General features: G+C 74.0%; 11 protein-coding genes. 4 read left to right on the top strand and 7 right to left on the bottom strand.

Annotated elements, in window-relative coordinates:
- Nucleotides 1-5 precede the first annotated feature (5 nt).
- From BM223_RS20515 to BM223_RS20500, 4 genes are read right to left on the bottom strand one after another with little or no spacing between them, the layout of a single operon-like run.
- Nucleotides 6-1061 (bottom strand): NAD(P)-dependent alcohol dehydrogenase, encoded by a 1056-nt coding sequence (locus tag BM223_RS20515; protein ID WP_038676366.1) that lies wholly within the window; start codon nt 1059-1061, stop codon nt 6-8.
- A gap of 14 nt (nt 1062-1075) precedes the next feature.
- Complete coding sequence (locus BM223_RS20510) at nt 1076-1531, bottom strand: MerR family transcriptional regulator (protein ID WP_038676365.1); 456 nt, start codon at nt 1529-1531, stop codon at nt 1076-1078.
- Between the two features lie 52 nt (nt 1532-1583).
- A complete protein-coding gene (locus BM223_RS20505; protein WP_038676363.1) occupies nt 1584-2222 on the bottom strand; it encodes a response regulator in 639 nt (212 codons plus the stop codon).
- Nucleotides 2210-3442, bottom strand: coding sequence for a sensor histidine kinase (locus BM223_RS20500; RefSeq protein WP_038676361.1), 1233 nt, complete (start codon nt 3440-3442; stop codon nt 2210-2212). The genes BM223_RS20505 and BM223_RS20500 overlap by 13 nt, the downstream gene beginning before the upstream one ends.
- A 108-nt stretch (nt 3443-3550) precedes the next feature.
- Here BM223_RS20500 and BM223_RS20495 point away from each other — a divergent pair, with 108 nt between their 5' ends.
- Together BM223_RS20495 and BM223_RS20490 are read left to right on the top strand one after the other, a co-directional pair.
- A complete protein-coding gene (locus BM223_RS20495) occupies nt 3551-4330 on the top strand; it encodes an ABC transporter ATP-binding protein (RefSeq protein WP_038676359.1) in 780 nt (259 codons plus the stop codon).
- Nucleotides 4324-6819: an FtsX-like permease family protein gene (locus BM223_RS20490; protein ID WP_038676358.1), complete on the top strand. Its 2496-nt coding sequence runs from the start codon at nt 4324-4326 to the stop codon at nt 6817-6819. Before BM223_RS20495 ends, BM223_RS20490 begins: the two co-directional genes overlap by 7 nt.
- On the opposite strand, the gene BM223_RS20485 is transcribed toward BM223_RS20490, so the two are convergent.
- Nucleotides 6794-7888, bottom strand: a complete 1095-nt coding sequence (locus BM223_RS20485) for a class I SAM-dependent methyltransferase (protein WP_038676356.1) — start codon at nt 7886-7888, stop codon at nt 6794-6796. The two genes, BM223_RS20490 and BM223_RS20485, sit on opposite strands and share 26 nt — an antisense overlap.
- A 98-nt stretch (nt 7889-7986) precedes the next feature.
- On the opposite strand from BM223_RS20485, the gene BM223_RS20480 reads away from it, so the two are divergent.
- Nucleotides 7987-8466 (top strand): nucleoside deaminase, encoded by a 480-nt coding sequence (locus BM223_RS20480; RefSeq protein ID WP_038676353.1) that lies wholly within the window; start codon nt 7987-7989, stop codon nt 8464-8466.
- 142 nt (nt 8467-8608) lie between these two features.
- Nucleotides 8609-10435, top strand: a complete 1827-nt coding sequence (locus BM223_RS30115; protein WP_141267177.1) for a DUF7507 domain-containing protein — start codon at nt 8609-8611, stop codon at nt 10433-10435.
- A gap of 145 nt (nt 10436-10580) precedes the next feature.
- Here BM223_RS30115 and BM223_RS20470 read toward each other — a convergent pair whose 3' ends face one another.
- Both BM223_RS20470 and BM223_RS29560 read right to left on the bottom strand, forming a co-directional pair.
- A complete protein-coding gene (locus BM223_RS20470; RefSeq protein WP_038676351.1) occupies nt 10581-11204 on the bottom strand; it encodes a class F sortase in 624 nt (207 codons plus the stop codon).
- A 109-nt stretch (nt 11205-11313) separates the two neighbouring features.
- The coding region (locus BM223_RS29560) for a sortase domain-containing protein (RefSeq protein ID WP_075018698.1) at nt 11314-12342 on the bottom strand (1029 nt) is incomplete at its 5' end.

Genomic DNA, 12342 nt, shown 5'->3' with positions numbered 1-12342 from the left:
CCGGGTCAGCCGATCGTCGCCGCGTCGATGACGAACCGGTAGCGCACGTCGGAGGCGAGCACCCGCTCGTACGCCTCGTTGACCCGGTCGGCGTCGATGACCTCGATGTCGGCGCCGAGGCGGTGCTCGGCGCAGAAGTCGAGCATCTCCTGGGTCTCGGCGATGCCGCCGATCATCGAGCCGGCGAACGAGTGCCGCCCGTAGATGAGGGCCATCGCCTCGACGCTGAACGGCTGCGGGGGCGCGCCGACGTTGACGTAGGCGCCGTCGACGGCGAGCAGCCGCAGGTAGGCGTTGACGTCGAGGCTGGCACTCACGGTGCTGAGGATCAGGTCGAACTGCCCGGCGAGGGCCTGGAAGGTCGTCGGGTCGGACGTCGCGTGGTAGTGGTCGGCGCCCAGGCGCAGCGCGTCCTCCTGCTTCTTGAGCGACTGCGACAGCACGGTCACCTCGGCGCCCATCGCGTGGGCGATCTTGACGCCCATGTGCCCGAGCCCGCCGAGGCCGACGATCGCGACCTTCTTGCCGGGGCCGGCGCCCCACCGCTTCAGCGGCGAGTACGTCGTGATGCCCGCGCAGAGCAGCGGCGCGGCCGCGGCGGGGTCGATCCCGGAGGGCACGGAGAGCACGAAGTGCGCGTCGACGACGACGTGGGTGGAGTAGCCGCCCTGGGTCGTGGTGCCGTCACGGTCGGTGGCCGCGTAGGTGCCGACGCCGCCGTTGAGGCAGAACTGCTCGTCGCCCTTGCGGCAGTTGACGCACTCGCGGCACGAGCTGACGAAGCAGCCCACGCCGACCCGGTCGCCGACCTGGTGCGTGGTGACGTCCGCGCCGACCTCGGCGACGATGCCGACGATCTCGTGCCCCGGGACGACGGGGAACGGCTGCGGCCCCCAGTCACCGCGGACGGTGTGGATGTCGGAGTGGCAGATGCCGGCGTACTCGATGGCGATGAGCACGTCGTTCGCGCCGACCTCGCGGCGCTCGATCGTGAGCGGCGCGAGCGGCGCACCGCTCGCGGGCGCGGCCCAGGCGGCAACGCGGGTGCGGTCGTAGGTCATGGGAGTTCTCCTCGTCACTTGGTTCGCTTGAGCTCGTCGGCGAGTGCGCGGGCGCCCTCCGACAACGACGTCGCACGCGCGTCGTCGCCGTCGGCCACGGCCTGCCAGTAGTCGACCTTCAGCTGCACGTAGCGCCGCCGGACGGCGAGCCGCTCGGCCTCGCGGGCCAACCGCTCCCGCTGCGCGCTGAGCAGCTCGATCTGCTGCTCGGCCGCGGCGGCACCGGCGGCTCCGTTGGCGACGTACTGGCGCATGTCGCTGACGGACATCCCCGTCGCGCTCAGGCACGCCACCCAGGTCAGCAGGTCGAGGTCGTCCTCGTCGTAGACCCGGTGCCCGCTGCTCGCGGACCGGCTCACGGGGGCGACCACGCCGATCGACTCGTAGTAGCGCAACGTGCTGGCCGGGAGGCCGGTCAGCGCGGCCGCCTCCTTGATGGAGAAGGTCCGGGTCCGGGTCTGCGCACTCACTTCGTCGAGGCTAGGAACTTCAAGTACTTGAAGTCAAAGGGCGCGCGCGGATCTACGACCGCAGGTACGCCAGGACGGCGAGCACCCGCCGGTGCCCGCTGTCGGACGCGGCGAGCCCGAGCTTGGCGAAGATGTTGCCGATGTGCTTGCTCACCGCGGTCTCGGTGACGACGAGCCGCTCCGCGATCGACCCGTTGTCGAGCCCCTCGGCCATCAGGCCGAGCACCTCGCGCTCGCGCGGCGTGAGCGACTGGACCGGGTCGTCGGCGCGGCGCCGGCTCATCAGCTGCGAGATGACCTCGGGGTCCATCACCGTGCCGCCCGCCGCGACCCGGCGCAGCGCGTCGACGAAGGCGGCGACCTTGCCCACGCGCTCCTTGAGCAGGTAGCCCAGGCCGTCGGCGCCACGGGCGAGGAGCTCGCCGGCGTAGCGGTCCTCGACGTAGGCCGACAGCACCAGGACCGGGAAGCCGGGACGGCGGGCGCGCGCCTCCGCCGCGGCCTTCAGCCCCTCGCTGGTGTGGGTCGGCGGCATCCGGACGTCGAGCACGGCGGCGTCCGCCTCGTCCAGGTGGGCGAGGAAGTCGTCGCCGTTGTCGACCGCCGCCACCACGTCGAAGCCCTCGCTGCGCAGCAGCAGCGCCAGGCCCTCACGCAGCAGCGTGTCGTCCTCGGCGATCACGATCCGCATGCCAGCTCCGCTCTCACGTTCGTCGGTCCGCCCTCGGGGCTCACCACGGTCATCCGTCCCTCGAAAGCCTCCACCCGGCGCCGCATCCCGGCGAGGCCGCCCCCCGGTCGCTCGACGGCGCCGCCGCGGCCGTCGTCCTCGACCTCGACGACGAGCTGCGGGCCGTCGACGGCGACCCGGACCCGCACGGCGCTCGCCGCGCTGTACTTGTTCACGTTGTTGAGCGCCTCGGCGACGAGGAAGTAGGTGGCCGACTCGAGGGCGGCGGGCACCCGGCCGATGCCGTCGACGGCCAGGGTGCACGGCACCACGCTGCGGCCGGCCAGCGAGGCGAGGGCGCCCTCGAGGCCGAGCTCGTCGAGGATCGGCGGGTAGATGTCGTGCACCGTGCGGCGCAGCCCGGCGAGCGCCTCGGTCGCCGCCGCCTGCGCGCTCCGCAGCTGCGGGAGCCCGTCGCCGCCCGTCTCGAACGCGCGCTCGGCGAGGCCCATCATCATGACCACGCTCACCAGCCGGTTCTGCGCGCCGTCGTGCAGGTCGCGCTCGATCCGGCGCAGCTCGGCACCGTGCGCGTCGAGCGCGGCGGCCCGGCTGAGCGTCAGCGAGTCGACCCGGGCCCGCAGCTCGGAGCGCCGGTCCGGCGTCAGCAGCCGGGCCGAGACGCCGGTCACCGCGCGCGCCGCGGCGGGGATCAGGAACCACGCCAGCACCGCGTAGGCCACCGCGACCAGCGGCATGGTGGCGGCGAGCCCCCACGACGTCACCGGGTACGGCGCGCCGATCGGGTCGTCCTCCGGCACCAGGAACCAGTAGCCCGGCACGAGCAGCGAGTTCAGGGCGCCCAGCGGCAGCACGATGCAGACCAGCGTCACCAGCAGCGTCGGCAGTGCGTGGAGGGTGAGCCAGCCGAGCTCGCGGCCGGTCTGGCGCGAGAACGCGAAGCGGAGCCGCGCGTCGATCGTGCGATCGGCCGGCTCCTGGCTGCGCGGCCCGGGGATCGTCGTCCCGCGGAACGATCCGATCCGCACCCGAGCGCGCTCGGCCCAGCGGCGGAGCAGCCGCGCCGCCTCCGGCAGGACGAAGATGCCACCCGTCAGCAGCATGAGGGGGACGAGCAGGAGGAACCCCATGAAGAAGCCGGTCGAGACGGCGGACGCCCCCGCCTCGGCGGCGAGGAAGCGCCAGCTGCGGGCCCACGCGCGCAGCCGGTCGGACGTCATGGGCCCAGTCTGCCGGGCCGCGTCGGCCGGCGCGGTATAGCCAGCACCACCATCAGGACGGCAGCCTGCAGGATTCTGGCGGGAGCCCGGAATTCCTAGCGTGGACGCATGATCCGACGACACCGCGCAACCACGGTTGCCGCACCCCCTCGGCCCGCCGCCGGCGAGGCGCTCCGCCTCGACGGCGTCGTGAAGAAGTACGGCTCGGGGGCGTCCGCGACCGTCGCCCTGCGCGGGGTCGACCTCGCCCTGGCGCCCGGCTCCTTCACCGCGATCATGGGCCCATCCGGCTCCGGCAAGAGCACGCTGCTGCACGCCGCCGCGGGCCTCGACAGCCCGACCAGCGGCAGCGTCCGCCTGGGCGGCACGGAGATCTCCGGCCTGCGCTCCGCGCAGCGCACCCGCTTCCGCCGCGACCACGTGGGCTTCGTCTTCCAGGCCTACAACCTGCTGCCCGCGCTGACCGTCGAGCAGAACATCACGCTCCCCCTGCTGCTCGCGCGCAGCACCATCGACGCCGGGTGGCTCGACTTCCTCATCACGTCGGTCGGTCTCACCGAGCTGCGGCACCGGCTGCCCAGCGCGCTGTCCGGCGGCCAGCAGCAGCGCGTCGCCATCGCCCGCGCACTGGTCACCCGCCCCCACGTCGTGTTCGCCGACGAGCCCACCGGCGCCCTGGACTCCCGCACCGGCAAGCAGGTGCTCGACCTGCTCGCCCACACGACCCGCGAGCTCGACCAGACGGTGGTGATGGTGACGCACGACCCCGTCGTGGCCGCGCACGCCGATCGCGTGATCTTCCTGGCGGACGGCGCGTTCGCCGGTCACCTCGACGGCGCGACGCCGGCGCAGATCACCGAGTACCTGACCGGGCTGGGGGAATGGTGACGCGCACGATCACGCCCCGGCCGGGCAGCCTGGTCCGGGCCGACCTGCGCCGCCACCGGGCGAGCTTCGCGGGCGTCGCGCTCGCCATCCTCGTCGCCACCGTGCTGGTGACCGGCCTCGGCGTGCTCGTCGAGTCCGGCATCCGCGGCGGTCTCGCCCCCCAGCGGTACGCCGGCGCCGACCTCGTCGTCACGGGTCAGCAGAAGGTGCCCGTGCCCGAAGACCTCCCGATCAGCCTCGCCGAGCGCGCCCCCGCCCCGGACCCGTCGGTGGTCGCGGCGGTACCGGGCGTCACCAATGTCGTCGCCGACGTCACCGTGCCGCTCGTGGACGACCGCGGCGGCGCCCTCGTCGAGGCGCACCCGTGGCCGGCCGCCCGGCTCACCCCGTTCACCCTCACCGACGGTCGAGCACCCGAAGGGGACGACGAGGTCGTCGTCACCGCGGGGAGCGCCGCCGTCGGCGACGACATCGCGCTGGCCCACGGCGGCGTGCGGTCGTCGTACCGGGTGGTGGGGGTGGCGTCCGCCGCCGCCGGGGTGGAGCGCGCGAGCCACGTCTTCCTGAGCTCGTCGCGGATCGCCGCGCTCGACCCCCACGACGGTGCGGCCCAGACGCTGGGCGTGTTCACCGACGGCGCACCGGACGACGTCGCGGAGCGGATCCGCGACCGGCACCCCGACCTGACGGTGCTCACCGGAGCGGCGCGGGGCGACGCGGAGTTCCTCGACTCCGGCTCCTCGCGCGCGACGCTCGTCGCGATCGGCAGCGCCTTCGCCGGTACCTGCCTCCTCGTGGCGCTCTTCATCGTCTCCGGGACGCTCTCGCTGTCGGTGCAGTCGCGGCGTCGCGACTTCGCCCTGCTGCGCGCGGTCGGTGCGCTGCCGAAGCAGATCCACGCACTCGTCGCTCGCGAGGTGCTCGTCGTGGCCGCGGTCGCCGGACTGCTCGGCGTCGCGCCCGGCTACCTGCTCGCCGGGGTGCTGCGCCGCGCGTTCGTCGCCGGCGACGTGATCCCGGACGACTTCGCCCTCGCCTACAGCCCGGTCCCCGCACTGGGCGCGCTCCTCGTCGTCCTGCTGACGGCGTGGGGCGCGGCCCGGCTCGCCGCTCGCCGGCCGGCCCGGCTCGACCCGGTCGACGCGCTGCGCGAGGGCGCCTTCGGCCCGACCGCGCTCGGCACCGTGCGGATCGTCATCGGCATCGTGCTGCTCGGGGCGGGGATCGCCCTGTCCCTGGTGCCGATCTGGCTCCGCGGCGAGGCCGCCGCCGGGGCCGCGGCCAGCGCCGCGCTCGTGCTCATCATCGGCGCCGCCGTGCTCGGGCCGTGGCTGGTCGCGGTCGCCGTCCGGGGAGCGCAGGTGGTGCTGGGGCGGACGTCGCCGTCCGCCTTCCTCGCCACCGCCAACGGGCAGGCGAACAGCCGCCGCCTCGCCGGAGCCGTCACCCCGATCGCGCTCGGCATCGCGCTCGGCCTGGTCCAGCTCGGCGCCCCCGCGATCGTCGCCGACGAGGCGTCGTCCCAGGCGACCGAGGGCGTCACCGCCGACCTGCGCGTCGTCCCGCCCGCGGGGCTGTCGGCGCCGGCCCTCGCCTCGGTCGCCGACCAGCCCGGGGTCGCCGCCGTGTCGCCGGTGACGGTCAGCCAGACCGTGCTGTCGTACCGGACCTTCGACGGCACCGACGCCCGCACCGAGCAGGTCCTCCAGGGCATCGACCCCGCCACGGCGGACGACGTCCTCGACCTGCGCGTGAGCGAGGGATCGCTCGACGACCTCGGCGGCGACGACCACGTCGCCCTCAGCAGCGACGCCGCCCGCACCCTCCGGGTCGGTCTCGGCGACGAGGTCGCCGGCCGGTTCGGGGACGGCGCCCGCCTGCGCGCCGAGGTGGTCGCGATCTACGAGCGCGGGCTCGGCTTCGGCGGCGTCACCATCGACGAGGCCGCCGTCCGTCCGCACACGACCAGCGGGCTCGCCACCTTCGCGCTCGTCGCCAGTGACGACCCGGACGCCGCCCGCGCCGCCGTCACCGACCTCGGGCTCCCCGTGGCCGACGGCTCCGGCGAGGCCGCCGGCGCCGACGCCGAGCGCCAGCAGGGCTGGGTGAACCTGGTGGCCCTGCTCGTCATCCTCGGCTACATCGCGATCGCCGTCGCCAACACGCTCGCCATGGCCACCTCGGAGCGCTCGCGCGAGCTCGCTCTCCTGCAGCTCGTCGGCGCGGGCCGCCGTCAGGTGCGCGCGATGATGCGCCTCGAGTCGGTCCTCGTCGCCGCCATCGCCGCGACCCTGGGCATCGCCCTCGCCCTGCCCCCGCTGATCGGGATCAGCATCGGCATCTCGGGTCAGCCGCTGCCGACCCTGCCCCTCGCGGGCAGCGCGACCGTCGTCGCGGCCATGTCCGCACTGGCCCTGGTCTCGCTGGCCGTGGCGACCCGGGCCGCCATGCGGACCGAGCCGATCAGCGAGATCGGGTCGCGGCAGTAGCGGCCGGCTTGTGGGCCACGTAGAAGTAGTTGAACGGGTCGCTGCGGATCTCCAGCACGTCGACGTCGGCGAGCCCCGCCTCCTCGAGCATCCGGACGGCGACCTGCCGCCCCCACACCGTCCCGAGCCCGGCGCCGCCGTCGGCCAGCGACACAGTCATGCAGTGCATCAGGCTCAGCGTGTAGAGGTAGGTGAGCCACGGCATCCCGAGGTTGTTCTCGACGCCGGACTGGGCCTTCACGTCGACCATCAGCAGGGTGCCGCCGGGGCGCAGCGCCGTCGCGATGCCGGCGAGGACCCGGTCTGGGAAGGCCTGGTCGTGGATCGCGTCGAACGCGGTGACGACGTCGTAGGCCGACTCCTCGCCGAGCGCGGCGACGTCGCGCACCTCGAACCGCGTGTTGGTCAGCCCCCAGGCGGCCGCCTCGGCCCGGGCCGCCTCGATGGGCTCGGTGCCGAGGTCGAAGCCGACGAAGCTGCTGGCGGGATAGGCGCGGGCGAGGAGGTTGACCGCGTGCCCGGCGCCGCAGCCGACGTCGGCGAGCGCCGCGCCCCGCGTGAGCAGGTCGTGGAGGCCGGGCACCGCCGGCACCACCACGTCGAGCAGACCGGCGTCGTGGACGGCGGCCGCGTCCTCGGCCATCAGCTCGTGGAACCGCGGGAAGCTGTCGTAGCCGAGGCCGCCGCCGTCCCGGAACCGCTCGCGGAGCTCGGGCTCCACGCCCGCGAGCATGGTGAGCATCTTCAGGCTGCGCGCCAGGTTCACCGGCCCACCGGACGGCGTCAGGCAGGCCGCCCGCTCGGCCGGCAGCGCGTAGTGGCCGGTCACGGCGTCGTACGTCGCGACGTCGCCGGCCACGATCCCGTCGAGCCACTCGCGCAGGTAGCGCTCGTCGACGCCGGCCGCCGCGGCCAGGGTCGCGGGGTCGGTGGGGCCGGTGCGGGCCAGGACGTCGAGCAGGCCGAGCTCGTCGCCGATGCCCAGGAGGAGGCCGAGGGCGGCGTCCTCGCGCACCCGGACGATCCGCTTCTGGAAGGCCTTGGCGGCGTCGCGGTCGATCGCGGTCATGGGGCCACCCTAGGGGCGGCTGCAGCGAGCCCGGTGACCTCGTGCGGCGATGCGGCCCCGCCCTTCCGCAGCCCCGCCCGCTCCGCCGTCCTGGCCCCGTGCCCGCACTCGCCCCGCTCGACGAACGCCTCCTCCTCGCCGCCATCGACCTCGCCCAGCAGGCCCGGGACCACGGCAACCACCCCTTCGGAGCGCTGCTCGCCACGGCCTCCGGCGAGGTGCTGTGCGAGGCGGAGAACACCGTCCTCACCGACCGCGACGTCACCCGGCACGCCGAGCTGAACCTGGTGAGCACCGCGTCCCGGACCCTCGACGCCGACCAGCTCGCCGCCGCCACGCTCTACACCAGCACCGAGCCCTGTGCCATGTGCGCCGGCGCCGTCTACTGGAGCCGCATCCCCCGCGTCGTCTACGCCCTCGGCTCGGACGAGCTCACCCGGCTCGCGGGCGACGGCACCGAGCCCACGTTGCACCTCGGGAGCCGCGCGGTCTTCGCTGCCGGGACGCCCGGGGTGGAGGTGTCCGGCCCCCACCTGCCCGACCGGGCGCGCGCGGTGCACGAGGGCTTCTGGGCCTAGACACCCGCACCGCGCCGGGAGAATCCCGCGACCCCCTCTTGCCGACACCGGCCGGAACCCTGTCACCCCTTCGGGTGTCATTTGGCCCGAGAGCCACTTCTTCCGGCCCTGCACCGTAATAACCGTCGATATAGGTATCCCTATGTCCGCACTCAAATCCCCCTCCCACCGCGTGAGGCTGGCCGGCGTCGCCGCGCTCGCCACCGCGACCGCGACGATCAGCATGTTCGGCAGCACGCCGACCGCGCACGCCGACCCGGCACCGGCTCCCGAGGCGACCGTCCTCGGCGTCGGCGCGTTCGACGTGACCCCCGCTCCCGGCTCCTGCGCCGCAGTGGTCACCCTCGAGGGTGGCAACGGCGGCACGGCCGTGTCCGGCGGCGACGACGACCCGGAGACGCCCGACGACGACCCGCTGCAGGTCGGCGGCGGCCAGGGCGCCCGGATCCAGTTCCGCATCCCGGTCTCGCCCACCGACGTCCTCACCGGCGTGGTCGGTGCCGGCGGCTCCGGCGGCGGACTCGGCGGCGCCTCGGGTGACGACAAGGGCGGCAACGGCGGCCCCGGCGGTCACTCCGGTGGCGGCGGTGGCGGCTACACCAGCTTCATCCTCAACGGCACCACGATCGCCCTCGCCGGCGGTGGCGGCGGCTCCGGCGGTGGCCACAACCCCGACGCGGGCGGCGGCGGCCACGCCGGCGTCGTCGAGGGCACGGGCATCTGGGCCGGCCAGGAGGGCGCGAACGGCAACGACGCCACCGCCCAGGCCGGCGCGCCCGGCGGCGGTGCCGCCGGTGGCACCAACGCGCCCGGCGCCGGCGGCGTCCACGCGACCGACACGGCCAACAACGGCTTGGCCGGCGACGGCCGCAACGGCGGCACCGGCGGCGGCCCGAACGGCGCCGACCAGGGCGGCGGCGGCGGCGCCGGCTACTTCGGCGGCGGCGGTGGCGCGACCACCATCGGCGACGTGAGCGGCCCGAACGGCCTGATCATCGGTGGCGGCGGCGGTGGCGGCTCCAGCTTCCTCGCCAACGCCCAGAACGTCACCTACATCAACCTGCCCGAGGGCCAGGGGCTCAACGACAACACCCCGAGCCGCAACGGCGCCGCCGAGCTGGCCTGGGAGCCCTGCAACTACGACCTGGGCATCACCAAGACGGCTGCGGCCGAGGTGTTCGAGTCCGGCACGCCGGTCAGCTACACCATCAAGGTGACCAACCACGGTCCCGACCTGATGGGCATCGACGACACCGTCACCGTCACCGACCTCAAGGCGGCCGGCGGCACCCTCGTGTCCGTCGTGGCCAGCGGCAGCGGTACGCCGTTCACCTGTGACACCGCGATCGGCGCGACGATCCCCGCCGACGGCATCATCGACTGCTCGCGTCCCGTGGGCGACGACGTCCGTGGCCTCGACAACAACGAGACCCTGACCCTCGTCTACAGCCAGGTCCTCAGCGGCAACGCGCCGGTGCTGAACACCGTGAGCGTCACCGACCGGGCCAACCCGGCGAACAACTCGGCGGCGGCCACCGTGGCGCCGGCGGCGCCGCGCGTCAAGCTGGTCAAGAAGGGGACGCCGAAGCGCGTCGCCCGCCTCGGCCAGAAGATCAAGTACACCTTCAAGGTCACCAACACCGGCAACATCGCCCTGAAGACGATCGCGATCTCCGAGCAGAAGTTCACCGGCAAGGGCCACCTCGTCCCGAAGTGCCCGTCGCTCCCCTCGACCGGTCTCGCCCCGGGCGCGAGCGTGACCTGCAAGGCCACCTACAAGGTCCACAAGCGTGACCTGGTCCTCGGCAAGGTCGTCAACGTCGCCAAGGCCACGGCCACGACCCCGGCCGGCAACCCGGTCGAGTCGCTGCCGTCCAAGGCCAAGGTGAAGACGCCGAAGCTGAAGGAGCCCCGGAAGCACCTGCCCGGCACGCCGAACACCGGCGCGCGGGCCCAGTCCGGACGCTGATCGAGGCCTCCGCCAGGAGGACGACACAAGAGGGCCGCACCCGACGGGTGCGGCCCTCTTGCTGTGCGTCCGGTGCGTCCGGCAGCCACCCGGACCACGACAAAGGGGGCCGCACCCCCGGGTGCGGCCCCCTTGCCGTACGACGTCAGACCACCGGCGTGGCGTACCAGATCGTCCGGTGCGTCCACCGGCCCGGCCCGAGCCGCTTGCCGGAGCACACGACGATGACCAGCTGCTCGGGCCCCCAGTAGCGGAACGCCTTCTTGCGCGGAACCTGGGCGGCCCGGTAGCTCGCGCGCTTCGTCACGCGGTAGCAGGCCGTCGCGCCGCCCTTGCCGGACACGACGATCATGGCGCCCTTGCGCGTGCTCCGCAGGAGGGCGTTGCCCAGGGCGCTGCCGTCGGGCCAGGTGTGCGCGACGGTGATGACGCTGCCCTCGCCCGAGCCCGGGCGCGTCTCCGGGTCCCAGCCCAGCTGGAACTTGCCGGCCGCCTTGGTCGTGGGTGCGCCGATGGCGCCGTTCTTCGTGCGCCGCACGGTGACCATGCGCAGGTTCCGGTCGACCGTCGCGATGCGGGCGCCCGTCGGCTTGAAGGCGGACGTCGGCCGCACGCAGTCGGCGGCCAGGGCGGCGCGCGGTGCCGTGTCGGGTGCCGCGACCGCCTCGCCGCTGAGCGAGCCGGGCACCAGCAGGAGCGCGGCCACGGAGGCAGCGACGACCCGGGCGGCACGGCCGGTGCGGGGGGTGGACGGTGGGGGGTTGGTCATGGTCATTTCCTCAGGGACGGCGGAGCAGGAAACCGACCAGCCGGCCGCCGAGAAGTCGGCGGCCGGCGGTCGGTGATGGGTGAATCCGTTTCGGTGAGCAGGTCAGGCGTCAGCCACCGATCGGCGTCGCGGTGACGACGACGTTGTTGCGGTAGTGGAAGCCCCCACCGGAGGTCCGCACCCGGTCGGCGCAGCTGATCAGGACCAGCCGGTGCGCGCCCGTGGTGGAGAAGAACCGGGCGGGGAGCTTCTTGGTCCGGGTGAACTGCTGGACCGAGGTGATCCGGTAGCGCAGCGGCTTGCCGGCCTGCCACACCGTCACGACCTGTCCGGGACGGGCCTTGGACAGCTTCCAGAACGCGCCGGGCCGGTCGTGCCGGTCCGAGACGTGCCCGGCGATCACGGTGGTGCCGATCAGGTCACCGGCCGCGGCCGACCGGTCGAGCTGACCGGTGCGGGCCACCTTGCCGGGCACGTTCATCGCACCCTTGCGGATCCCGACCAGCGACGTGCCGGCGTTGACCTTGAGCGCCGGGATGCTGATCCGGCTGACCGTGCCCCGGCCCGCGAACGGCAGGCCTGCCGAGCTGAAGCCGGTGCTGACCACCGGCGTCTTGTACGGCGACTTGCGCACCAGCGTCGTCTCCGAGGCCAGCCCACAGGCGTGGGTGGCCGCGGTGTTGCGGCTGTCCGCGGTCGTCGAGGCGACCCAGGTGTAGTAGCCGGTCCGGTTGACCCGCACGGACGGCGTCCGCACGACGCCGTTGGCCGGCTTGAACGCCACCTTGCCGGCCGCGTGCGCCGGCGTGCACCTCATCGCGGCACGCGAGGCGAAGGGCCCGTACAGCGTGGCCGATCCGGTCGCGCCGTGACCGGGCACCAGGCCCTTGATGGTCACCACGTCGGAGACCGACGTGCCCGGGGTGACGGTCTTGCTCGACGTCTCGGTGGTCAGCGTGACCGTCGAGACCGGACCACCCGGCGTCGTCGCCTCGACCGAGACGGTCTGCGCGGCGTCGTTGATGTCCTTGTGCTCGGCCACCACCGTCGGCGAGCCAGCAACGCGCAGCTCCTCGAACGCCACCAGCTGCTCACCGGCGAACCCGGCCGGGACCGTGAACGTCACGTCCACCGTGCC

It is taken from the genome of Pimelobacter simplex (assembly GCF_900114845.1).
Classification (GTDB): domain Bacteria; phylum Actinomycetota; class Actinomycetes; order Propionibacteriales; family Nocardioidaceae; genus Nocardioides; species Nocardioides simplex.
Note: the sequence above shows the minus strand (reverse complement) of the source record. Positions and strands in the feature narration are given on the sequence as shown.

Coding starts and splice junctions, on each gene's coding strand:
- BM223_RS20495 (WP_038676359.1), top strand. CDS start 3,551: ATGATCCGACGACACCGCGCAACCACGGTTGCCGCACCCCCTCGGCCC.
- BM223_RS20485 (WP_038676356.1), bottom strand. CDS start 7,888: ATGACCGCGATCGACCGCGACGCCGCCAAGGCCTTCCAGAAGCGGATC.
- BM223_RS30115 (WP_141267177.1), top strand. CDS start 8,609: ATGTCCGCACTCAAATCCCCCTCCCACCGCGTGAGGCTGGCCGGCGTC.
- BM223_RS20470 (WP_038676351.1), bottom strand. CDS start 11,204: ATGACCAACCCCCCACCGTCCACCCCCCGCACCGGCCGTGCCGCCCGG.
- BM223_RS20500 (WP_038676361.1), bottom strand. CDS start 3,442: ATGACGTCCGACCGGCTGCGCGCGTGGGCCCGCAGCTGGCGCTTCCTC.
- BM223_RS20515 (WP_038676366.1), bottom strand. CDS start 1,061: ATGACCTACGACCGCACCCGCGTTGCCGCCTGGGCCGCGCCCGCGAGC.
- BM223_RS20505 (WP_038676363.1), bottom strand. CDS start 2,222: ATGCGGATCGTGATCGCCGAGGACGACACGCTGCTGCGTGAGGGCCTG.
- BM223_RS20490 (WP_038676358.1), top strand. CDS start 4,324: ATGGTGACGCGCACGATCACGCCCCGGCCGGGCAGCCTGGTCCGGGCC.